22 protein-coding genes are annotated in these 21,845 nt (G+C 74.5%); 8 read left to right on the top strand and 14 right to left on the bottom strand.

What is annotated here, in order from left to right:
- The first annotated feature begins 102 nt into the window (after positions 1-102).
- The 7 genes from NF338_RS09210 to NF338_RS09180 all read left to right on the top strand — a co-directional run bounded on the left by NF338_RS09210 (position 103) and on the right by NF338_RS09180 (position 6,673).
- Positions 103-666 carry a TetR/AcrR family transcriptional regulator gene (locus NF338_RS09210; RefSeq protein WP_264030474.1) on the top strand — a complete coding sequence of 188 codons (564 nt, stop codon included), beginning with the start codon at positions 103-105 and terminating at the stop codon, positions 664-666.
- 153 nt (positions 667-819) lie between these two features.
- Positions 820-1,290: a hypothetical protein gene (locus NF338_RS09205; RefSeq protein ID WP_264030473.1), complete on the top strand. Its 471-nt coding sequence runs from the start codon at positions 820-822 to the stop codon at positions 1,288-1,290.
- 225 nt (positions 1,291-1,515) lie between these two features.
- The gene (locus NF338_RS09200) at positions 1,516-2,223 is read left to right on the top strand and encodes a histidine phosphatase family protein (RefSeq protein WP_264030472.1); all 708 of its coding nucleotides are present in this window, start codon (positions 1,516-1,518) and stop codon (positions 2,221-2,223) included.
- A 115-nt stretch (positions 2,224-2,338) separates the two neighbouring features.
- On the top strand, positions 2,339-3,400 hold the full coding sequence (locus NF338_RS09195) for a tyrosine-type recombinase/integrase (protein ID WP_264030471.1): 1,062 nt from the start codon (positions 2,339-2,341) through the stop codon (positions 3,398-3,400).
- A 33-nt stretch (positions 3,401-3,433) separates the two neighbouring features.
- Positions 3,434-4,903: a PQQ-like beta-propeller repeat protein gene (locus NF338_RS09190; protein WP_264030470.1), complete on the top strand. Its 1,470-nt coding sequence runs from the start codon at positions 3,434-3,436 to the stop codon at positions 4,901-4,903.
- Between the two features lie 143 nt (positions 4,904-5,046).
- Positions 5,047-5,316, top strand: coding sequence for a Rho termination factor N-terminal domain-containing protein (locus NF338_RS09185; RefSeq protein ID WP_264030469.1), 270 nt, complete (start codon positions 5,047-5,049; stop codon positions 5,314-5,316).
- Positions 5,317-5,419: 103 nt separating this feature from the next.
- On the top strand, positions 5,420-6,673 hold the full coding sequence (locus NF338_RS09180) for a phospholipase D-like domain-containing protein (protein WP_264030468.1): 1,254 nt from the start codon (positions 5,420-5,422) through the stop codon (positions 6,671-6,673).
- Between the two features lie 46 nt (positions 6,674-6,719).
- On the opposite strand, the gene NF338_RS09175 is transcribed toward NF338_RS09180, so the two are convergent.
- The 11 genes from NF338_RS09175 to NF338_RS09125 form a co-directional block, all read right to left on the bottom strand.
- The gene (locus NF338_RS09175; protein ID WP_264030467.1) at positions 6,720-6,983 is read right to left on the bottom strand and encodes a DUF2510 domain-containing protein; all 264 of its coding nucleotides are present in this window, start codon (positions 6,981-6,983) and stop codon (positions 6,720-6,722) included.
- A complete protein-coding gene (locus NF338_RS09170; protein WP_264030466.1) occupies positions 6,980-7,822 on the bottom strand; it encodes an MBL fold metallo-hydrolase in 843 nt (280 codons plus the stop codon). The genes NF338_RS09175 and NF338_RS09170 overlap by 4 nt, the downstream gene beginning before the upstream one ends.
- A gap of 118 nt (positions 7,823-7,940) precedes the next feature.
- Entirely contained in the window at positions 7,941-11,339 is a 3,399-nt protein-coding gene (locus NF338_RS09165; protein ID WP_264030465.1) for a pyruvate carboxylase, read from the bottom strand.
- Between the two features lie 195 nt (positions 11,340-11,534).
- Entirely contained in the window at positions 11,535-12,125 is a 591-nt protein-coding gene (locus tag NF338_RS09160; RefSeq protein ID WP_264030464.1) for a MerR family transcriptional regulator, read from the bottom strand.
- Positions 12,126-12,340: 215 nt separating this feature from the next.
- Positions 12,341-12,814, bottom strand: coding sequence for a bifunctional nuclease family protein (locus NF338_RS09155; RefSeq protein ID WP_024839673.1), 474 nt, complete (start codon positions 12,812-12,814; stop codon positions 12,341-12,343).
- Positions 12,815-12,920: 106 nt separating this feature from the next.
- Positions 12,921-13,682, bottom strand: coding sequence for a MerR family transcriptional regulator (locus NF338_RS09150; RefSeq protein WP_264030463.1), 762 nt, complete (start codon positions 13,680-13,682; stop codon positions 12,921-12,923).
- Positions 13,679-14,161 (bottom strand): FHA domain-containing protein, encoded by a 483-nt coding sequence (locus NF338_RS09145; protein ID WP_087472040.1) that lies wholly within the window; start codon positions 14,159-14,161, stop codon positions 13,679-13,681. Before NF338_RS09145 ends, NF338_RS09150 begins: the two co-directional genes overlap by 4 nt.
- A 176-nt stretch (positions 14,162-14,337) precedes the next feature.
- Complete coding sequence (locus NF338_RS09140) at positions 14,338-15,675, bottom strand: DUF881 domain-containing protein (RefSeq protein WP_264030462.1); 1,338 nt, start codon at positions 15,673-15,675, stop codon at positions 14,338-14,340.
- On the bottom strand, positions 15,672-16,004 hold the full coding sequence (locus NF338_RS09135) for a small basic family protein (RefSeq protein WP_021483549.1): 333 nt from the start codon (positions 16,002-16,004) through the stop codon (positions 15,672-15,674). The genes NF338_RS09140 and NF338_RS09135 overlap by 4 nt, the downstream gene beginning before the upstream one ends.
- Positions 16,001-16,972 carry a DUF881 domain-containing protein gene (locus tag NF338_RS09130; protein ID WP_244286150.1) on the bottom strand — a complete coding sequence of 324 codons (972 nt, stop codon included), beginning with the start codon at positions 16,970-16,972 and terminating at the stop codon, positions 16,001-16,003. Before NF338_RS09130 ends, NF338_RS09135 begins: the two co-directional genes overlap by 4 nt.
- On the bottom strand, positions 16,969-17,595 hold the full coding sequence (locus tag NF338_RS09125) for a CDP-alcohol phosphatidyltransferase family protein (protein WP_264030540.1): 627 nt from the start codon (positions 17,593-17,595) through the stop codon (positions 16,969-16,971). Before NF338_RS09125 ends, NF338_RS09130 begins: the two co-directional genes overlap by 4 nt.
- A gap of 400 nt (positions 17,596-17,995) precedes the next feature.
- Here NF338_RS09125 and NF338_RS09120 point away from each other — a divergent pair, with 400 nt between their 5' ends.
- Positions 17,996-19,900 carry a DEAD/DEAH box helicase gene (locus tag NF338_RS09120; RefSeq protein ID WP_264030461.1) on the top strand — a complete coding sequence of 635 codons (1,905 nt, stop codon included), beginning with the start codon at positions 17,996-17,998 and terminating at the stop codon, positions 19,898-19,900.
- A gap of 95 nt (positions 19,901-19,995) precedes the next feature.
- On the opposite strand, the gene NF338_RS09115 is transcribed toward NF338_RS09120, so the two are convergent.
- From NF338_RS09115 to NF338_RS09105, 3 genes are all read right to left on the bottom strand, one after another.
- Positions 19,996-20,490 (bottom strand): PH domain-containing protein, encoded by a 495-nt coding sequence (locus tag NF338_RS09115; RefSeq protein WP_087472036.1) that lies wholly within the window; start codon positions 20,488-20,490, stop codon positions 19,996-19,998.
- Positions 20,491-20,550: 60 nt separating this feature from the next.
- Positions 20,551-21,405, bottom strand: a complete 855-nt coding sequence (hisG, locus tag NF338_RS09110) for an ATP phosphoribosyltransferase (RefSeq protein ID WP_253049399.1) — start codon at positions 21,403-21,405, stop codon at positions 20,551-20,553.
- 109 nt (positions 21,406-21,514) lie between these two features.
- Positions 21,515-21,778, bottom strand: coding sequence for a phosphoribosyl-ATP diphosphatase (locus NF338_RS09105; protein WP_024839663.1), 264 nt, complete (start codon positions 21,776-21,778; stop codon positions 21,515-21,517).
- Positions 21,779-21,845: the final 67 nt, after the last annotated feature.

The following is a 21,845-nucleotide window of genomic DNA, read 5'->3' as shown; positions in this document are numbered from 1 at the left end:
TTCTCTCTCCCGACGTAAGGTGAATCACGGTTCACCATATATACTGAACCGTGATTCACCATTACGCAAGCGTGAGGCAACATCTCAGTTGGAGGAGCGCTGATGAGCCAGCCCCGACCGCTACGAGCCGATGCCGCCCGCAACCGCGGCCGCATCCTGGCGGCAGCCCGGGAACAGATCAGCGCCTCGGGGCAGGACGCGGGGATGGACGAGATCGCACGCTCGGCGGGCGTTGCCGTTGGCACGCTCTACCGGCACTTCCCGAACAAGACGGATCTCGTGGCAGCGGTGATCGCCGAGTACGTCGCCGAGGTCGCCGACGACGCCGAGGCTGCGCTGGAGCGTGCGCGTCAGGGTGCGCGCGCGGTCGACGAGGTCGTGGGGTTCCTCGATCGCGTCGCGGAGTCGACCGCGCACAACCACGCGGTGAAGGTCGCAGCCAGGGCGCTCGGCGTGGAAGGTCACGGGGAACAGCCGGACGAAGAGCGGGCCGGCGCCGCGATCGGCGAGCTGATCCGTCTCGCGCAGCGCGCGGGCGACATCAGGCCGAGCGTGACGGTCGCCGACATCTATCTGCTCGTGGGCACGGCGCCGATGGATCAGCCGGCCTCTGTGCGGCAGCGATGGCTGGAGCTGATCCTCCCCGGGATCACCACGTCGGCGTGACTCACCCGCGTGGCGTCTCGGTGCATGTCAGCACGCGGTTCGGGTCGATGCGGCCCGCTCCGTCAGGACGCCGATAATGTACATTATGTCATTTCGCTGTCGAAGAGGCGCCCCTGGCGCATCACGGAGGGCCCCCGCGCGCTCCCCTTCGTCATGAGCACGACGACGTACGCACCCCGGCTCGGCACGCACCGTTCCGGCGACGGTAGCGCGGACCGGAGCGACGGCCGGAGGTTGCTCGCAGGCCTGGTGGCGCTCGCGCCGTCCCGGGCGTCGTCAGGAACCGTCTCCGGGACGTTCGCCGCGACGTCGCCGTTCGCCGGGCTCGCACCGGACGGCCGTCGTCCTCGACGGCTCGTCGCGACGACGCTCGTGACGCTGGCCTGGGTCCCGGCGCTCGCCCTGACCCTGGTGGCGTTCGTCCTCGTCCTCGTCGGCGTCGCCGCGGGCGCGACGACCGTCGCCGTCTGGGCCTGGCGCTCGGTGTCCCCCGCGCGCGCGCCGCGGGCCGGGTCCGGCGGCACCGATGCGCCCCAGGACGAGTTCGAGCCGTCGGACGCCCCGGACGTCCGTGCGCCCCGGCGACGCCTGGTGCGGGACCGCACTCTGGGTTACGATGCCTAGAATCGGACATACATCGCAAACCATTGTGTTTAGGTCAACAGCGTGGTGACGCGTCGTCGCTGATCCTCGCGACCTCTGCTGCGGCAGGTGGCTCGCCGGTGGCACAGCACGCCACCGTCGGCGCGTCCTTCAGAGCACTCCGGCGCGCCGGACCCCGCAGAGCGGTCCCCGCTCTCCGGCCCTCCTTCTCGCTCCCGGTGCCCGAGCGTGTGCCACCCTGGGCGCGTGCCCGACTCCACCCCTCCCCGGACGCCCTTCCCTCCCCCGCCGCTCGCCGAGGTCGTCGGCGCGCGCGAACGCACGATCCACGTCGTCACCCACCCCGAGGCTGCACACCACGTCGAGGGCCTGGTCGGCGGCGTCCACGACTCCGACCTCACCGCACGGGGCGCACGCCAGGCGGCTCTGGTCGCGGCCGCGCTGCGTGCCCGGATCCCGGACGACGCCGCGGTCGACGTCGTCACGTCCGACCTCCTGCGCACGCGCCGCACCGCGAGCGCGATCGGCGCGGCGCTCGACACCGTCCCCCGCCTGGACGCCCGACTGCGCGAGGCGTCCTACGGCGAGGCGGGCGGGCGTCCTCAGGACTGGCTCGACGCGCGCTTCGTCCCGCCGCCGGCCGTGGGCGACCGCCTGCGCCACGACGTGGGCATCGCGGGCGCGGAGACGAGGCTCGACGTCGCGCTGCGGGTGTACGCGGCGACGACGGACCTGCTCCGCCGTGCCACGGACCACCAGGTGGTGGTGGTCACGCACGGGTTCGCGGCGACGTTCGTCGTCGCGGCCTGGATCGGGATGCCGGTCGAGGCCGCCGGGAGCGTCACGTTCCCGGTCGCCTCCGGGAGCATCACGACCCTGCGCGAGGACGGGTTCTTCCACAACCGCGGGGTGCTGAGCGTGGGCGACGTCGCGCACCTCGGCGAGGATCGCTGAGCCGACTGCCTCCGTCTCCCCGCGCGTCGGCGCAGGTCAGGGCGGCGAGCGGTCGGATCGTTGTCGGTGGCACGACCTAGGCTGGCGGCGACCGCACCCCGAAGGAGGCCTGCTCATGGTCGCCCCGCCCCGCCTCGAGCGGATCACCGTCGCCGAGGCGGCCGACCGCTACCTCTCGTCCGTCGCCGCGCAGACCCTGCGGGGCGTCCTGTCGCCGACGACGCGCCGCAGCTACGAGCGGGACGTGGCGGAGTTCGCGCGGCTCGCCGGCCCGGCCCGGGTGCTGGACGACGTCGCCGGCGAGGACGTCGACGACGTCCTCCTGCGCTACCAGACCACTCCCGACGGCCGGTACGCGGACGCGTCGCGCAAGCCGGGGAGCTCGGGCCGGTCCGCCGCGACGGTCAACCGTTTCCGCCAGTCGGTCACCCGCTTCTTCTCCCACGCGGCGCGCGAGGGCTGGGTCCAGGCGGACCCGATGCAGTGGGCCTCTCCCCCAGCCCGCCTGCGCGACGGGCTGCGCGTCGCGCGCACGGCGCTGTCCGCAGGCTCCGCGGCGTCGCTCCTCGAGGTCTCCGCGGCCCGGACGCCGGGAGACCCGGGCGCGGCACGGCGCGACCAGGACCTCCAGCTCCGCGACCGCCTCGTCGTCGCGCTCCTGCTCGTCCTCGGCCCGCGCGTCTCCGAGCTGGAGCGCGCGAACCTCGACGACTTCTCCCGCGAGCCCGACCAGACGCGCTGGCGCATCCAGGGCAAGGGTGGTCACGTCCGCACGGTGACGCTCTCTCCTCCGCTCTCCTCCGCGCTCGAGGAGTACCTGGAGCGCCTGCGCCCCGCGTTGCTCGCCCGCCGCCCCGACGACCCGGACGCGCGGCGCGCGCTCCTGCTGTCCTGGCGAGGCCGCCGCATCGACGCGCAGGCGGTCCGTGGCCTCCTGCGGCGCTGCGTCGAGCGCATGCCCGCGCAGTTCCGGCGCGAGGCCACGCCGCACGCCCTGCGCCACACGACCGCGACCCTGCTGGCCGCCGAGGGGTGGGACGTGAAGGTCGTGGCCGAGCTCCTCGGGCACGCGTCCATCGCGACCACGGGCGTGTACCTCGACCGGATCGAAGGCGAGCTCGCCGCCGCCATCCGCGCCCACCCGCTCTCCGCGGCGCTCGAGCCGGCCGAGACCTGACGCCCGTGCTGCGGGGCGCGTAGCGTCGTCGGTATGGCCTCGCTCCACCGGGTGGAGCTCGTCCCGGAGGACGAGCCCGCACCGGGCGGGCGCGGCGCGCCCGCGGAGGGGGCACGCGGGCCTGCGGCACCGGCCCGACGACGTGCGCTGCTCCTGCGCGTCGTCGCGACCCTCCTGGTGCTCGTCCTCGCCCTCGTCGCCGTCGGGACGTGGCGCACGACCACCGCGGAGCGGGAACGCCTCGCCCGGCCCGGGGCCGTGGTCTCGCTCGCGGTGCCACCCGAGCCCGCGTGGGAGACGGACGCCGCCGCCCCCCGGCTCGTCGTGGTCGGCGACCGCGGCGACGCGGTCCTCGCCGTGGTCACCGGCGCCGGCGTGGAGGGGTACGACGTCGCGTCCGGCACGCGTCGCTGGCGGGCCCTCGACCCGACGGCCTGGTGCGGGCCCGCCGTCGGCGAGACGTCGGCCCCGGCTCCGCACCCCGCCGTCGTCACGTGCCTGACGGGCCCCGCCCTCGCACCGGTCGCGCACGACCTCGGCCCGGGCGGTCCGACGGCGGACCCGGTCCCCCTCGGCGACGACCTCGGCCGCGCGGTCCCTGCCCCCGACGCGACCGTGCTGCGCTGGTCGCGCACGGGCGGCGTCGTCCACCTCGCGCTCCAGGACGCCCGCACCGCCCGCGTGCGCTGGCAGCGGGAGATCCAGCCCGACGACGCGGAGCGCACCGCGATGTGCCGGCCCCAGGTCGCGGGCCAGGCCGCGGTCACGGTCGAGAACGACCTGCTCGTCGTCCGCGGATGCCGTCTCAGCGCGGTCCTCACCCTCGCAGGGAACCGCCTGGACGCCCGCGGCGACGCGATCACGACGGCCGTCGTGCCCCGCGTGGACGGCACGTCCTGGCGCACGACCGTCCGGCTGTCCGACCGCACCGAGTCCACCCAGCTCGTCGCCCCGGACGGCACGCTCCGTGCCTCCGTCGCCGGGCGACTCCTCGTTCCTCTCGTTGGACCCGGCAGCGCCGCGACCACCTGGCTCGTCACGACCCCGGGCAGGGTGCGCGCGCTCGTGTCCGCGCCCGGCCCGGGCACGGACGCGCCGCGCGAGGTGTGGCGCGCGAACCTGCCGGTCGTGCAGGCCGTGGCGCTCACCGACGACCGCGCGGTGCTCGCCACCGGCGGAGCGCTCGTCGCCCTGGACGCCCGCACGGGCAAGCGGGTGTGGTCGTGGCCGCCGTCCGCACCGGGAGCGTCCGCGGACGGCCCCGGGTCCGGACCGGATCTCGCGGGCGGAGTGACGGCCGCGTTCACCGACGGCGCGACGCTCGCCGTGGTCGTGCCCGACCCGGACGCCCCTCGACGCTCGCTCCTGGTCGGCCTGTCCCTCGACGACGGGTCGGTGCGCTGGCACGCCGGGTACGACGCGGACCCGCACGGCTTCGCCGCGGTGGCGGGGCGGGTCGTGCACGTGGACCCGAGCTCGTCGCGCGTCACGGTGCTCGAATGAGGTGTTCGGATGAGGCGCTCGGACGAGGTACCGAGGCGAGGTGGTCGGGTGAGGTCCGCGTGCGAGCGGGCGAGGGCGGGGCGAGCCTGGCGGGAGACCGGCCCCCGCGCCGAGGTGGCCGGCTCGAGACGAGGGAGGACGCCGTGCCGAAGCGCGACCCCGGACCGAGCGTGAAGGACCCCGAGCTGTACGAGAGGCTGCGCGACGAGGGCGACTCGAAGGAGAAGGCGGCGCGCATCGCGAACGCCGCCGCGGGCTCGTCCCGCAGGAGCGTCGGACGCAAGGGCGGCAAGGCCGGCGACTACGACGACTGGACGGTCGAGAAGCTGCGCAAGCGTGCCGCGGAGATCGGCATCGAGGGCCGCTCCTCGATGCGCAAGGCCGAGCTGATCAAGGCCCTCCGCTCGCACTGACCCGGGCGCGCGAGGAACCCGGGAGCGACGGAGGTGCGGGATCTCACCCGCGGCGCGCCTGTCCTGGGGTCGCGCCCGGAAGCGTGCCCGCTACGGTGAGTCCGTGCACCTGTCGCCCGACTCCGCCCTGCGCACCGCCCGCCGTCTGCTCTCCCGCGCGCTCGTGGTCGCCGTCGCGGCGCCGATCACGGTCGCGGGCGTGCTCGTCACCGCCGACGCGATCCGCAAGCGCCGCAACACCACCGAGGCGTCGTTCCCCCGCTCCTCCCCCGCCGACGTCGAGGTCGCGGGCACCACGACGACCGTCTTCACCTACGGCGAGGACGTCTACCGGGAGATGCTCGGCGCGATCCGCGGGGCGCAGCGCCGCATCCTGCTCGAGACGTACATCTGGAAGGCCGACGCGCTCGGCGAGGAGTTCAAGCAGGCGTTGGTCGAGGCGAGCGAGCGCGGCGTCGAGGTGTTCGTCGTCTACGACGGGTTCGCGAACCTCGTCGTGCCGCAAGCGTTCTTCGACCTGCCGGAGCCGATCCACGTGATCCGCTACCCGGTGTTCCGCCCCGGCATCCTCATGCTCAACGTGCGCAAGTCGGGCCGCGACCACCGCAAGATCCTCGTGGTCGACGACGAGATCGCGTTCGTCGGCGGGTACAACATCGGCGCCCTGTACGCGACGCAGTGGCGGGACACGCACATCCGTCTCGTGGGCCCGAGCGCGTGGGAGCTCCGCAACGCGTTCGTCGACTTCTGGAACGCGAACCGCGCCCCTGGTCAGCCGCTGCTCGCCGACCCCGGGTCGGTGCACTGGGAGCCGCGGCTGCGGGCCGCGCGCAACGCGCCCGCGCACCTCGTGTTCCCGATCCGCGGCATCTACCTCGACGCGATCGACCGCGCCAGCTCGCACGTCTACATCACGCAGGCGTACTTCATCCCCGACCGGGAGATCCTCGCGGCGCTCCTCGCGGCCGCCGCGCGCGGGGTCGACGTCCGCGTGCTGGTCCCCGAGCGCTCCAACCACGTGCTCGCGGACTGGCTGTCACGCGGCCTGTACACGGCGCTGCTCAAGGGCGGGGTCCGCATCCACCTGTACCGGGACGCGATGGTGCACGCGAAGACCGCGACCATCGACGGCGCGTGGACCACGATCGGGACGGCCAACATCGACCGGCTCTCCCTGACCGGGAACTACGAGGTGAACCTCGAGATCACCGACCCCGGGGTGGCCGCGCAGATGGAGAAGGTGTTCGACGTCGACCTGTCGAACTCGCGCGAGCTGACGCTGGCCGAGTGGGACTCCCGCTCGGTGGCGGCGAAGCTCAGCGAGGTCGTCCTCACGCCCCTGCGGCCCCTGCTCTGACGCGAGCTCCGCACGGGTCAGGGGCTGGTGCGGGAGCCGCGGCGCGTCAGTCGCAGTAGTGGGGCGCCTCGCCGCAGATCACGCCCTGCACCATGACGACGAAGAACCCCACGACCGCCGCGACGACGGCCAGCGCGAGGACCACGCCGAGCACGATCGCGACGATCGCGCCGGGGTGCATCCGGGGCCTGCCGCCGGAGCCCGCGGGGCGGTCGCGGACGTGCGGCGTCCACGCGCGCCCGTCGAACCACCGCTCGGCCCGCACGCCCCACGGGTCCGGGTACCAGCCCGGCGCCGGGGAGTCGCTCACCGGTCGGCCTCGGCGCGGGCGACGTCGGCCGCCTCCTCCTCGGGGCGCGGCGGCACGGTCTCGTCGGCCTCGAGCAGGGCCACCTCGCCGTACTCCGGGTGCTCGTCGCGCAGCGCGCGGGCCGCGGCGTCACCGACCCCGTCGAGGCTCCCCGCGGCGACGTCGAGCGCCTCACCGGGCGCGAGCGGCCGGTACGTGTACGTCCCGCCCGTGCGCTGCTCCCCGAGGAGACGGTCGACCATGCCGTGCCCGGCGGCCGAGAGCAGGGCGTCGTGGACCGGCACGACGACGCGCGGGTCGAGCCCGCGCACGAAGTCGATCGTCTCGGCGAGCTTGAGCCAGGGCGCGGCCACCGGTGCGAGGAGCACGTCGAGCCGCCTCCCCCCGAGCGTCTCGCCGTCCGGCGCGTCGAACGAGTCGCCCGGGTGCAGGAGCGTCGCCCCGTCCCCGCGCACGAGATAGGTCACGTTAGCGATCCGGGGGACGTCACGATGGATCACCGCGTGCTGCCCGCCGCCGACCACGACCTCCAGCCCACCGAGGTCCAGCCCGTCACCCGGCACGACACCGTGCACGCGCGCGGAGGTGTCCTCCGGCAAGGAGGGGCGCAGCGCCGAGACCACCGCCTCGGGCGCCCAGACCGTGAGCCCGCGCCGGGAGGCGAGCGCGGCACCGAGCGCGGCCGCGTCGACGTGATCCGGGTGCTGGTGGGTGACGAGCACCGTGTCGGCCTCGCGCAACGCACCCGCCGCGTCGCTGAACGTGCCCGGGTCGATCGCGACGACCTGCCCGCCGTGGCGCACCGTGACGCACGCGTGGCCGTGGAACGTGACTCGCATGGATCCTCCTCGTCTCACCCTGCTCGGAACCGGGCTCGGCGCACCGCGCGGACAGGAGCGACCGGCCGTCGCCTCAGGCTGCCACCCCGACCACGAGGCTGCCCGTTGCTCTCCCTGCTCAGCCGACGACGAGGACCAGGTCGCCGCCCTCGAGCTGCTGCACCGCTCCGATCGCGACGCGCTGGACCGTGCCCGCGACCGGCGACGTGATCGCGGCCTCCATCTTCATGGCCTCGACGGTGGCGACCGTCTGCCCTGCCTCGACGACGTCCCCCGCGACGACCACCGGCGTCACCGCGCCCGCGAACGGCGCCGCGACCTGCCCCGGCTGCGTGGGGTCGGCCTTCTCGGCCGTGCGCGCGTCGACGTCGACCGCCCGGTCGCGCACCTGGATCGGGCGCAGCTGACCGTTGAGGGTGAACATCACCGTGCGCATGCCCCGCTCGTCGGGCGTGCCGATCGCCTCGAGCCCCACGAGCAGCCGCACGCCCTTGCCGAGCGCGACCGCGACCTCCTGGCCGGGCTCGAGCCCGTACAGGTACGTGGGGGTGTCGAGCACGGAGACGTCCCCGTACGCCTGGCGCACCTGCTCGAACTCCTTGGTCGGCCCCGCGAACAGCAGGTGGTTCAGCCGCCGGCGCCGCACCTCGCCCGCCTGCGCGAGCTCGGCCTCGTCCTCCGGCGACAGCGGGGTCACGCCGCCCCGCGCGGCCCGACCGGCGAGCGCGCGGGAGCGGAACGGCTCCGGCCAGCCCCCGGGCGGGTCGCCGAGCTCTCCGCCGAGGAACCCGATCACCGAGTCCGGGATGTCGAACGCCTGCGGGTCGGCCGCGAACTCGGTGGGGTCCGCGCCCGCCGCGACGAGGTGCAGCGCCAGGTCGCCCACCACCTTCGACGACGGCGTCACCTTCACCAGGCGCCCCAGGATGCGGTCCGCCGCCGCGTACATCGCCTCGATCTGCTCGAACTTGTCCCCCAGGCCCAGCGCGATCGCCTGCTGGCGCAGGTTCGACAGCTGCCCGCCCGGGATCTCGTGCTCGTACACGCGCCCCGTCGGCCCCGGCAGGCCCGACTCGAACGGCGCGTAGACACGGCGCACCGCCTCCCAGTACGGCTCCAGGTCCGCGACCGCGGCCAGCGACAGGCCCGTGTCGCGCTCCGTGTGCTCCAGGCCCGCGACGAGCGCCGACAGCGGCGGCTGGCTCGTCGTCCCGGCCATGGCGGCGCTCGCGGCGTCCACGGCGTCGACGCCCGCGGCCGCCGCGGCCAGCAGGGTGGCCATCTGCCCGCCCGAGGTGTCGTGCGTGTGCAGGTGCACGGGCAGGTCGAAGCGCTCGCGCAGCGCGGTCACGAGGCGCGTCGCCGCCGCGGGACGCAGCAGACCGGCCATGTCCTTGATCGCGAGCACGTGCGCACCGGCGTCGACGATGCGGTCCGCGAGGCGCAGGTAGTAGTCGAGCGTGTACAGGTCCTCGGCGGGGTCGAGCAGGTTGCCCGTGTAGCACAGCGCGACCTCCGCGACCGTCGTGCCGGTGGCACGCACGGCCTCGATCGCCGGACGCATCTGGTCGACGTCGTTGAGCGCGTCGAAGATGCGGAACACGTCGATGCCCGTGGTCGCGGCCTCCTCGACGAACGCCTCGGTGACGCGCGTCGGGTACGGGGTGTACCCGACCGTGTTGCGGCCGCGCAGCAGCATCTGGATCGCGAGGTTCGGCATCGCCTCGCGCAGCGTCGCGAGCCGCTCCCACGGGTCCTCGCCGAGGAAGCGCAGCGCGACGTCGTACGTCGCCCCGCCCCACGCCTCGACCGACCACAGCTGCGGGGTGGCCCGCGCGACGTACGGCGCGACGGCGGCCAGGTCGTGCGTGCGCACGCGTGTCGCGAGCAGCGACTGGTGGGCGTCGCGGAACGTCGTGTCCGTGACCCGCAGGCGCTGCTCACCGCGCAGGGCGCGCGCGAAGCCCTCGGGACCGAGCTCGAGGAGCTGTTGGCGCGTCCCGGGCGGCGGCGCGACCGACAGGTCCAGCGCGGGCAGCTTCGCCGCGGGGTCGGTCGTGCGCCGCGGCTCGCCCAGCGGTCGGTTGACCGTCGTGTCTCCCACGAACGCGAGCAGGCGCGTACCTCTGTCGGCGCTCTCGCGCGCCGCGAGGAGCTCGGGCCGCTCGTCGATGAACGACGTCGCGACGTTCCCCGCGACGAACTCCGGGTCGGCGAGCACGGCCTGCAGGAACGGGATGTTCGTGCGGATGCCGCGGATGCGGAACTCGGCGAGCGCGCGCCGGGCGCGGCGCACCGCCGTCGGGAAGTCGCGGCCGCGGCACGTGAGCTTGACGAGCATCGAGTCGAAGTGGCCCGAGACGACGGACCCGGCCGTCGCCGTCGCGCCGTCGAGCCGCACGCCCGCCCCGCCCGGGGAGCGATACGCGATGATGCGGCCCGTGTCGGGCCGGAACCCGTTCGCGGGGTCCTCGGTCGTGATGCGGGTCTGCAGGGCGGCGCCGTTGACGCGCACGTCCTCCTGCCGGATCCCGAGGTCCTCCAGCGTCTCGCCCGACGCGATGCGCATCTGCGCGGACACGAGGTCGACGTCGGTGACCTCCTCGGTCACGGTGTGCTCGACCTGGATGCGCGGGTTCATCTCGATGAACACGTGCTGCCCGGCGCGCTCCCCCACCGTGTCCACGAGGAACTCGACCGTGCCCGCGTTCTGGTACCCGATGTGGCGGGCGAACCGCACCGCGTCCGCGCACAGCGCGTCGCGGATCGCCGGGTCGAGGTTGGGCGCCGGCGCGATCTCGACGACCTTCTGGTGGCGGCGCTGCAGCGAGCAGTCCCGCTCGTACAGGTGCACGACGTTCCCCGCGCCGTCGGCGAGGATCTGCACCTCGATGTGGCGCGGGCGCAGCACCGCCTGCTCGAGGAACACGGTCGGGTCGCCGAACGCGCCGTCGGCCTCGCGCATCGCGGCGGCCAGCGACTCGGGCAGGTCCTCGCGCGCGTCGACGCGGCGCATGCCGCGCCCGCCACCCCCGGCGACGGCCTTGACGAACACGGGGAACCCGATCGCGTCCGCCGCGGCCACGAGCTCGTCGACGTCCGACGACGGCTCGCTCGACGCGAGCACCGGCAGACCCGCCTCGCGGGCGGCCTTGAGCGCGCGCACCTTGTTGCCCGCGAGCTCGAGCACCTCCGGCGGCGGGCCGACGAACGTCAGCCCGGCGTCCGCGCACGCGCGCGCCAGGTCCGGGTTCTCCGAGAGGAACCCGTAGCCCGGGTAGACCGCGTCCGCGCCCGCCTCGCGGGCCACGCGCACGATCTCCTCGATGTCGAGGTACGCCCGGACCGGGTGGCCCGGCTCCCCGATGAGGTACGCCTCGTCGGCCTTGAGCCGGTGCTCGGAGTTGCGGTCCTCCTGCGGGAACACCGCGACGGTGCGGGCCCCCAGCTCGTAGGCGGCGCGGAACGCCCTGACGGCGATCTCCGCGCGATTGGCGACCAGGACCTTCGAGAACACCGGCACTCCATCCGTCGACCGTGCGACGCCGCCGGGGAGAGCGTGACGCGCCGCGTACCGGGCGATCCTCCCACGGCCTCACGGGGCAGGCCGTCGCACCGGCTGTGACGTGCTCCACAGGCCCCGTGCGTCATGCATCGCCAGGGTGTGCCCGGCGTCCCCGCCCGCCACAGGAGCGAGCGGCGCTCGCGGACGTCAGCCGGCGGAGCGGGCCCGACGGCGCTGCGCGAGCTCGTCCTGCGGGCTCACCGCCGCGACGTCCTCGTCCTCGAGCGACTCGGTCGGCAGCTCCGCGAGCGTGCCCTCGACCTCGCGCCACACCCGGCCGACCGCGATGCCGAACACGCCCTGACCGCCCTGCACGAGGTCGACGACCTCGTCGGGCGACGTGCACTCGTAGACGCTCGCCCCGTCGCTCATGAGGGTGATCTGCGCGAGGTCGTCGACGCCCCGCTCGCGCAGGTGCTCGACGGCCGTGCGGATCTGCTGCAGCGAGACCCCGGTGTCCAGGAGCCGCTTGACGACCTTGAGGACGAGGATGTCGCGGAAGCTGTACAGGCGGTGCGAGCCCGAGCCCGACGCGGGGCGCACGGTGGGCTCGACCAGTCCGGTGCGGGCCCAGTAGTCGAGCTGGCGGTACGTGATGCCCGCAGCACGGCACGCGGTCGGGCCGCGGTAGCCGGTCGTCGTGTCCTGTTCGGTGATGTCCTCCCCGAAGAGGAGGCCCTGCGCGCCGTGCGGAACCGTCGCGCCGGCACCGACGCTCGCCTCACCGCTGCTGTTCACTGTCGCCTCCTGGGGTGATGTCCTCGACCACGCTATGGGCGCCGTCGGGGGTCGTCAACGACCGACGGCCCGAGCGTGCGGGCGTGTCGCGCCCGCGCGTCCGGCGATCAGGCCGCCCAACCCTCGACCTGAGGTCGAACGTCCGTGTTGTCCGTTGTGCCCGCACGTCTCGACCTTCGATCGACGGTCGGCCCGGGCGGTGCTGACCCGCCCACCTACTCGTCCACGGAGAAGTCCTCCGGCTGGACGTGGTCCAGGAAGTCGCGGAACTTCTCGACCTCCTCCTGCTGCGCGACGTCGACGACCTCGACACCCGCCGTCGCGACGACCTCCGCCGAGCACAGCACCGGGCTGCCGGTGCGCACCGCGACCGCGATCGCGTCCGACGCGCGCGAGTCGAGCCGCACCCCGTTGCTCAGGACGAGCTCGGCGAAGAAGATGCCGCCGTCGAGCGCGACGATCTCCGCCCGCTCCAGGCGCACCCCGACCGCGTCGAGCAGGTCTCGCAGCAGGTCGTGGGTCATGGGCCGTGGCGTCGGCAGCCCCGCCTGCGCCATCGCGATCGCGCTCGCCTCCCGCGGTCCGATGACGATCGGCACCACGAGCTCGGACGCGTCGTCGAGCAGCAGCACCACGATCTCCTGGTCGCGCTGCTGCTGACGGACCCCGAGCACCTCGACCGGGACCATCGGGACGTCGTCGCTCACCCCTCCACGGTACGTCTCCGCCCGGCATCCGGCAGGGGGTGGGGTGGCCCTGCGCGGGCGCCCGCGAGGTGGCGGACCGACCGGTGGGTCAGCGGGTGAGGTCGTCGATCCCCTGGCGCACGAACACGGTGTGCAGCTGCGCGCACAGCTCGCCGACCTCCGAGGCCACGGTGCCCGCGTGGGCGCGGGCGGACGCGCTCTGCTGCCCCCGCCACGGCGAGACGACCTGGTGCACGAGGCTCACGTGCCGGTCGGCGGCGGTGCGCAGGGAGCGCAGGTGGCGCGGCTCGATGCCGTACTCCGCGAGCCCCGCGGCGAGCACGACCACGTCGAGCGAGCGCGCGTCGAGCTGGCCTCCCGGCGCCTGGCGCAGCACGCCGGCCTGGATGAGTCCCTCGACGAGGTCTCGCTCGACCCCTGCCGCGGACACGAGCGCGTCGACCGTGTAGCGCTGGCGGACGGCCGCCGAGCCCGGCTCGCCGTCGGTCGTCGCCAGGCGCGGTGCGAGGACCTCGACGTCGGTGCCCGCGTCGAGCGCGGCGAGGCGCTCCTTGATGACCTTGAGCGGCAGGTACCGGTCGCGCTGCTCGACGAGCACGAACCGCAGCCGCTCGACGTCCGCGGGGCTGTACTGGCGATAGCCCGACGCGGTGCGCACGGGCTCGATGAGCCCCTGCTCCTCGAGGAAGCGCAGCTTGGAGTGGCTGACGTTCGGGAACTCGGCCCGCAGCGCGCGCAGCACGTCGGAGATGCGCATGGTCGCGCGGCGAGAGATGCCCTGAGGCCACTGCTCCGCGCCGTCGGCGGGCTCCGGAGCCGTGGCGTGCGCGGCGCCCGTCGAGGCGTTCACGACCGGGGAGCCGTGCCGCCCGCCGGTGCCCCCGCGTGCGGGCTGGCGTGGAACGTGAGCCGGTACTTGCCGATCTGCACCTCGTCGCCCGTCGCGAGCGCGACGGCGTCGATGCGGCTGCGGTTCACGTACGTCCCGTTGAGCGACCCGACGTCGCGCACGAGGAAGTGCTCGCCCTCGCGCACGAACTCGGCGTGCTTGCGCGACACGGTGACGTCGTCGAGGAAGATGTCCGCGCGCTCCGACCGGCCGGCGACGGTGCGCTCGGCGTCGAGGAGGAAGCGGGACCCCTGCCCGGGACCGCGCTGCATGATGAGCAGGGCGGAGTGGCGCGGCAGGGCCGCGACCGCGGCGTGCTCCTCGGGGCTCAGGCCACCGGGCTGCACGCCCTCCTCGATCGGGGCCTCGATCCGGCCGAAGCTGACCGTCGTGTCGCTACCCGCCCGGTTCGGCACCTCAGGACCGCCTGGGACACTCATCTCGCCTCCTCGGGGCTCACGCACGTCGTGCTCGACCTCGGAACACCGCACCGCAGGGCCGTGGCCCCACGTGCGGAAACAGTGCTCGAAAACTACTACACCCGCAGGTCACGCGGTGCGCGCGACCCACGGTCGTCCCAACCTACCCCGGCCTGCGGGGATGCGGGAAGCCGCGGTCACTCGTCGGCGGGGACCGGGGTCGCGTACTGCGGCGCGCCGGGCTCGACGGTCGCGGCGACCTCGACCCGGTCCTGCTGGGTGATCGTCGTGCGCGCCCCGTCCGCCCGCAGCGACGCCATGGCGCCGCCGGGGATCTCGAGAGCCGTCTCGAGCGTGGACGGGTCGCCGATCACGTTCCACCGGTACGGCGAGGAGATCGTCTGCCCGTCGACCACGACGCCCTCGGCCGAGTCCTCGAAGTAGCTGCTCGCCACGAGGCGGACCCCGTTGACCTCCATCGCCTCCGCGCCCGCGTTGCGCAGCTCCTCGAGCACGTTGAAGAGCGCGAACGCGTCGAGCGGCTCCGCGCCCTCGACGACCTCGATCTCGACGCCCGGCCCCTCGGCGGGGAGCCGGCCGGACAGGATGCCGAGCGTCTCGGCCTGCTGCTCGGCGAGCTCGAGGGCGGCACGCTCGCGCCCGGACCCCGACTGGAGCTCGTCCCGCGTCGACTCGAGCGAGGAGACCTGGTCCTCGAGCTCGCCGGAGCGCTGGGTCACGTCGTCGAGGAGGCGCACGAGGTCGCTCTGGCGCAGGGACGAGAGCTGGTCCTCCTGCGTCTGGCTCACCTGGACGACGAGCGCGAAGCCGAGCAGAGCGCACAGGACCCCGACGACGATCTGGGACCGGGACGCGCGCGGGCGCAGCGCGCGCCCGAGCCCCCGCAGCCCACGCGGCTCCGGCCGTGTCGGGGAGCCGTGGCGGCCTACGGCGCCGATCGTCCCCGTCGTCGCGGGCGGCTCCGGGGGTGCCGAGGGGTCCGTCCCGGTCGTGCCGGCGGGGGCGTCGTCGTCGCTGTCCGGCGCCGCGGGGTCGGGGTCGGCGTCCGGCGTGCCGCCGCCCTCGACGTGATCCGGGGCGTCCGCGTCCTCGTCGCCTTCCTGCGCTGCGGTGCCCGCGACCCCTTCCCGCGACTGCTCGCCGGGAGAGGTGGCGGTCGCGGCGGCGGTGGGCTCGTCGTCCCCGAGGTCGTCCCCGAGCTCGTCGTCGGCAGGGTCGACCGTGTGGCCCGGCTCCGCGGGCGCGGCGTCGCGCTCGGGTGCCCGGCCGTCCGCCGCGTCGGCTTCCAGGTCGGCTTCCTGGTCGGCTTCCAGGTCGTCGGTGGAACCGGTCTCGCCCGGAGCGTCGTCGACCGCCTCGCCGGCGGTCGTGCGCGGAGCGTCCGGCTCACCCGCGGTCGCGACGTCGTCGGTCTCGTCGGTGGCCACCGAGGCGTCGTCGGGGGCGGCAGCGTCCGGCGTCACGTCGTCGGCGGCCGCGTCGCGGGGGTCCTGGGGGTCGCGGGTCACGCTCACGCCTTGAAGATGTGGCGCCGGATCGCGGCGGCGTTGGAGAAGATGCGGATGCCGAGGACGACGACGACGGCGGTGGAGAGCTGGCTCCCGACGCCGAGCTGGTCGCCGAGGAAGACGATGAGGGCGGCGACGACGACGTTCGACAGGAACGAGACGAGGAAGACCTTGTCGTCGAACAGCCCGTCGAGCCGGGCCCGCAGGCCCCCGAACAGGGCGTCGAGCGCGGCCACGACGGCGATGGGCAGGTAGGGCTGCAGCGACACGGGCACGGTGGGTTGCAGGACGAGGCCCGCGACGATGCCCACCACCAGTCCGACGACTGCGATCATTCGACGATCTCCTGCCCTGTCTCGTGCGCGTCCGGGCCCGTCCCGGACCCGTCGGTCGTGCCGTCCGTCGTGCCGTCGGTGCTCCCGGCGGGCGTGTCGGAGTCTACGGGCGCCGCCGGGCCCTTCGCGAAGAACAGCGTGGGCGCGGAGCGGCCTGGCAGGTCGAGACGACTCTGCGTCGTCACGCTCGACCGGATGCCGTACTGGGTTCCCAGGATCTGCAGGTAGTCCGACGTGCCGGAGCGCAGGAGCGAGGTGCGCAGGGTGTCCGGGTCGCCGATCGCCTCGACCCGGTAGGGGCCGACGAGGGGCTGCAGGTCGACGAGCACCGCGTCCCCGGCGGAGCGGATCGCCGACAGCCCGGTGAGGCGCTGACCGTTGATCGCGACCGCCTCCGCGCCTCCGGCCCAGAGCGCGTTGACGACGCGCTGCAGGTCGGAGTCGTGCACGAGCGAGTTCGCGTCCACGGTGTCGGACGACAGGCCGCCGCTGGTGTCGTCGAGCGTGACGACGACCCCCTGCCCCTCGACCGCCTGCGTGCCGGTGAGCGCGCCCTCCTCCTGGAGGCCCTGCAGCACGTCCGCGCTCGCGCCGCTGAGCGCCGCACCCTGCAGCTGCTCGATCTCCCCGGACAGCTCCGCGCCGCGGGCCGTGAGCTCCTCGGCGGCGCCCTGCCGGTCGAGGATCTCCTGCTCCAGCGTCTCGCGCGCCGCGATGACGCCCGGCTGCGGGGCGCGCAGCTCGACGGCCGCTGCCGTGGTCACGACGCCCAGGACGACCGCCAGGGCGACGAGGGTCACGGTGCCCGTGCGGCCACGGTGCGGCGACTGCCCGGCGGCGCGGCGCGCCGCGGCGTCCGCGTACCCCGGGTCGAGCGGCCGGTGCATGACCTCGTTGAGGAGCGTCATCGACGCGTCGACGGGGGCGCGGCGTGCGGCGCCGCCCGGGTCCGGACGGTTCTCGCTCACGGCGCCTCCTGAGTCGTCGTGCCGGTCTCGTCGGTCTCGCCCGTGGCCGCCCGGTCGCGCACGACGAGCGCGCGCGTCTGCAGCACGTACTGGGCGCCCGCGAGCCAGTACAGGCCGACGCCCCACCAGGTGAACGCCCACCCCGTGACCGCGGCGACGTCGCCCAGCCATCCCGGCATCTCGGCGAGCAGCAGCAGCGGGAACGCGTACAGCAGCGCGAACGTCCCGGCCTTGCCCGCGAAGCTCACCGGCAGGGGCCCGTACCCGTGGCGCGCCAGCAGCGGCAGCAGCCCGACGAGGAGCACGTCGCGTCCCACGATGACCACGACGAGCCACACGGGCACGACGTCGCGCCACGCCAGACCCAGGAGGGTGACGAGGATGAAGAGCCGGTCTGCGGCCGGGTCGAGCATCTGCCCGAGGCGGCTCACCTGGTCCAGGCGTCGCGCGAGGACGCCGTCGAGCCAGTCCGACGCCCCCGACACCGCGAGCACGACCAGCGCCCAGACGTCGTCGCCGCGCACGATGAGGACCGCGAACACGGGCACGAGGAGCAGCCGCAGGAGGCTGATGACGTTCGGGACGGTCAGGACGCGGGAGCTGACCTGCTGCCCTGCTGACACACCCACCGCCCCGTGCTCACGTCGCGCCGTCGCGGCGACCTGCCGCGCGCGGACCATCCTACGTACCGGGCCTCCGAACCCGGGCCCTCATTTCGCGGCGCGGCGCCCGTGACGGGGGAAATCACCCGCTTCGTCCGTCCCAGGCGACGTCGGCGCCAGGCCTCGGGTGAGGGACGTCACCGGGTGCGCCCCGCTGCCCGAGTGCGACCTCCGGTAGGATGGGCACACCTCTGGAGTTCGTCGCTCGTCCCGCGTGTGTCCGTGAGAGCGGCCGTCCCCCCTCGATCGTCCCTGATCGTCCTGGTGGCCGGCCTGGTGTGTTCGGGAGTGCGACCTGCGAGAACCGTCCTGGTGACCGCACGCCACTCCACACCCCGAAACGAACGGTCCTCACCCCTTCATGACTGCTGACGTCCTCGCGCCCTCGCACGCCCTCGACCAGTCCGCCGACGCCGCCACCGAGCGCGCGGACCAGGCCCGCCCGAAGCCGACCGGTCCCGTCTTCGCCGACCTCGGCCTGCCCGCTCCCCTGGAGCGCGCCGTCGCCGACCTCGGCTTCGTCACCCCGTCCGCGATCCAGGCCGAGGCCATCCCGGCGCTCCTCGCGGGCCGCGACATCACCGGCGTCGCGCAGACCGGCACCGGCAAGACCGCCGCGTTCGGGCTCCCCCTCCTCGCCGCGATCGACCCGTCCCTGCGCCGCGTGCAGGCCGTCGTCCTGACCCCGACGCGCGAGCTCGCGATGCAGGTCGCCGACGCCGTCGAGTCGTTCGCGACCCACCTGCCCAAGGTCGACGTCGTCGCCGTCTACGGCGGCTCCCCCTACCAGCCGCAGCAGCGGGCGCTCGCGGCCGGCGCGCAGGTCGTCGTCGGCACGCCCGGGCGCGTCATCGACCACATCGAGCGCGGCACCCTCGTGCTCGACGACGTGCGCTTCCTCGTGCTCGACGAGGCCGACGAGATGCTCCGCATGGGCTTCGCGGAGGACGTCGACACGATCTTCTCCCGCGCCCCGCGCGAGCGTCAGGTCGCCCTCTTCTCCGCGACGATGCCCGCGCCGATCCGCCGCGTCGCGAACGAGCACCTCACCGACCCGGTCGAGATCGCCGTCGCCCGCCAGTCCTCCACGGTGACGAGCGTGCGCCAGACGTACGCCGTCGTCCCGTTCCGCCACAAGACCGGGTCGCTCGCCCGCGTCCTCGCGGTGTCCGACGCGGACGCCGCGATCGTGTTCACCCGCACCCGCGGCGCGGCCGAGGAGGTCGGGTCCGCGCTCGTCGAGCGCGGCATCTCCGCCGCCACCATCTCGGGCGACGTCGCGCAGAAGGACCGCGAGAAGATCGTCGAGCGCCTGCGCTCCGGCGCGCTCGACGTCCTCGTCGCGACCGACGTGGCCGCGCGTGGCCTCGACGTGGACCGCATCGGCCTCGTCGTGAACTTCGACCTGCCCGGCGAGCCCGAGGCGTACGTGCACCGCATCGGGCGCACCGGTCGCGCCGGCCGCACCGGCGAGGCGCTGAGCTTCGTCACCCCGCACGAGCGCGGCCGCCTGCGCGCCATCGAGCGTACGACCCGCACCCCGCTCGAGGAGATCGAGATCCCCTCCCCCGCGGACGTCTCCGCGCACCGCGCGCGCAAGCTCCTCGACCAGGTCCCCGCGCGCCGCGAGGCCGGGCGGCTCTCCCTGTACGCGGACCTGGTCCGCACGTTCGTCGCCGAGCACGACGTCGACCCCGTCGACCTCGCCGCGGCGATGGTGGCGCTCGCGGTCGGCGACGACGGCCCCCGCGCCCGCGAGGAGCAGGAGCGGTTCGAGGCCGAGCGTGCCGCCGCGCGCGAGCAGGCGAAGGCGCGCCGCACCGAACGCACCGGCGAGCGTCCGCGCGGCGAGCGCGCGTCGGGCCGCCGCGAGGGCGACGGCACGCGCGGCATCCGGCGTGACGCCGTCGGGACCCGCTACCGCCTGTCCGTCGGTCACAAGGACGGCGTGATGCCCGGCGGCATCGTCGGCGCCCTGACGAACGAGGCCGGCCTCGCCGGGTCGGACGTCGGCAAGATCGACATCTTCCCGTCGTTCTCGCTCGTCGACATCACCGCGCCGCTCGACGCGGAGACCATGGACCGCATCTCCCGGGCCCGGGTGGCCGGCAAGGCGCTGCGCATCCGCCTGGACGAGGGCGCGCCCGCCTCGCGCGGCCCGCGCGGCGGCCACGGCCCGACCGGTCGACGCGACGAGCGCCGCGACCGCATCGACCGGGCCGACGACCGGGGCGAGCGCAAGCCCCGCCACCGCACGGCGTACTGACGCACCCGCCGTCGCCGCCCGGCGACGTGCGCAGACGAACGGCCCCCGATCCGCTGGATCGGGGGCCGTTCGCGTTCCGCACGCGTCGTCGCGCCTCAGGTGCGCGGTCCCTCGTGCGCCTCGCCGTGCGCCTGGACCAGCGCCGCCAGGCGACGCGCCTCCGCGTCACCGCGCGCGCCGTCGGCCCGCTGGATCCCCATGACGGCGAGCGTCGACCCGTCGGCGAGGTCCAGGCGCACCCACGCGTCGCCGCTGCCGAACCGGACCGACACGACCTGCGCCCACACCAGCTCGCGCGTGTAGATGACGTTGCGCACCCGCAGGCCGTCGCGCGTCGGGACGGCGTGCACGCCCCCGAGGCGCCACAGCAGCCACGCCGCGAACAGTGCGAACGCAGCCAGGGAGAGGCGGTTCACCCAGGACGTACCGAGCGGCCCCGTCGCGGACAGACCCACGACGACGCACCCCCCGACCACGACGACGCCCGTCGCCCACGCCGACACCAGGCCGAACCGGGGCCGGAACGGCCGGTACGGGTCGTCGTCACGCTCCCCCGGCAGCCCAGGGTCCGGGAACGGGTCGGTGCTCATGCCGCCACCGTCTCACACCCGCACGACGCCCACAGGCGCCGCCCGCCAAGGCGATCGAGGTCAGAGGCGGGACGCGTGGATCCGCGTCACGAGGATCGCGCGCGCCCCCACGTCGTACAGGGCGTCCATGACCTGGTTCGTCTGGTCGCGGCGCACCATCGCCCGCACCGCCGCCCAGTCCCGGTCGTGCAGCGGGGACACCGTCGGCGATTCCAGGCCCGGCGTGATCGCGACCGCCCGCTCCACCAGCGACACCGGCACGTCGTAGTCCATGAGGACGTACTGCCGGGCCGTGAGCACACCCTGCAGGCGCCGGCTCAGCACCTCGACACCGGCCGGGACGTCCGCCTCCGCGACCGCGCGCGGACGGATGAGGACCGCCTCCGACACGAGGATCGGGTCGCCGAACACCTCCAGGCCCGCGCCCCGCAGCGTCGTGCCCGTCGACACGACGTCCGCGACGACGTCCGCCACCCCGAGCTGCACCGCCGACTCCACCGCGCCGTCCAGGTGCACGACCGTGGCCTCCACGCCGTGCGAGCGCAGGTGACCCTCGACCAGCACCTCGTACGACGTCGCCACCCGCAGCCCCTGCACCTGCTCGAGCGACGTCACCGTGCCCGCCGGGGCCGCGTACCGGAACGTCGACCCGCCGAAGCCGAGCTGCATGTGCTCCACCGCGTCCGCGCCCGAGTCCAGCAGCAGGTCCCGGCCCGTGATCCCCACGTCGACCGTGCCCGACCCCACGTACACCGCGATGTCGCGCGGACGCAGGAAAAAGAACTCGACGTCGTTGTCCGGGTCGGCCAGCACCAGCTCGCGCGAGTCACGCCGCTGGCGGTACCCCGCCTCCCGCAGCATCTCGACGGCGGGCTCGGACAGGGACCCCTTGTTGGGGACGGCGATACGCAGCATGACAGGACCTTCGTTCAGGGGATCGGGCAGGACGCGGGCAACAGCAGAGACGAGCGAGGGGCGAGCGGCGCTCGCGGCCGGGAGCGGCGACGCTCACCGGCACGGCCGCTCACAGATGCTCGTACACGTCCTGCAGGCTCAGACCCTTCGCCAGCATGAGGACCTGCAGGTGGTAGAGGAGCTGGGAGATCTCCTCCGCCGTCTTCACGTCGCCCTCGTACTCGGCGGCCATCCACACCTCGGCGGCCTCCTCGACCACCTTCTTCCCGATCGCGTGCACGCCGGCGTCCAGCTCCGCGACCGTGCCGGAACCGGCAGGTCGCGTCGTGGCCTTCTCGGACAGCTCCGCGAACAGGGACTCGAACGTCTTCACGCGCCCCAGGGTATCCGCCGCCCGGGCGAGGCCGGGGCGCGGTCCGCCCAGCGGGCACGCCCCGGCC

The sequence above is a fragment of the Cellulosimicrobium sp. SH8 genome, assembly GCF_025818875.1.
Taxonomy (GTDB): domain Bacteria; phylum Actinomycetota; class Actinomycetes; order Actinomycetales; family Cellulomonadaceae; genus Cellulosimicrobium; species Cellulosimicrobium cellulans_D.
Note: the sequence above shows the minus strand (reverse complement) of the source record. Positions and strands in the feature narration are given on the sequence as shown.

Coding starts and splice junctions, on each gene's coding strand:
- NF338_RS09210 (WP_264030474.1), top strand. CDS start 103: ATGAGCCAGCCCCGACCGCTACGAGCCGATGCCGCCCGCAACCGCGGC.
- NF338_RS09205 (WP_264030473.1), top strand. CDS start 820: ATGAGCACGACGACGTACGCACCCCGGCTCGGCACGCACCGTTCCGGC.
- NF338_RS09195 (WP_264030471.1), top strand. CDS start 2,339: ATGGTCGCCCCGCCCCGCCTCGAGCGGATCACCGTCGCCGAGGCGGCC.
- NF338_RS09190 (WP_264030470.1), top strand. CDS start 3,434: ATGGCCTCGCTCCACCGGGTGGAGCTCGTCCCGGAGGACGAGCCCGCA.
- NF338_RS09170 (WP_264030466.1), bottom strand. CDS start 7,822: ATGCGAGTCACGTTCCACGGCCACGCGTGCGTCACGGTGCGCCACGGC.
- NF338_RS09155 (WP_024839673.1), bottom strand. CDS start 12,814: ATGGTCCCGGTCGAGGTGCTCGGGGTCCGTCAGCAGCAGCGCGACCAG.
- NF338_RS09145 (WP_087472040.1), bottom strand. CDS start 14,161: ATGAGTGTCCCAGGCGGTCCTGAGGTGCCGAACCGGGCGGGTAGCGAC.
- NF338_RS09135 (WP_021483549.1), bottom strand. CDS start 16,004: ATGATCGCAGTCGTCGGACTGGTGGTGGGCATCGTCGCGGGCCTCGTC.
- NF338_RS09120 (WP_264030461.1), top strand. CDS start 17,996: ATGACTGCTGACGTCCTCGCGCCCTCGCACGCCCTCGACCAGTCCGCC.
- NF338_RS09115 (WP_087472036.1), bottom strand. CDS start 20,490: ATGAGCACCGACCCGTTCCCGGACCCTGGGCTGCCGGGGGAGCGTGAC.
- hisG (WP_253049399.1), bottom strand. CDS start 21,405: ATGCTGCGTATCGCCGTCCCCAACAAGGGGTCCCTGTCCGAGCCCGCC.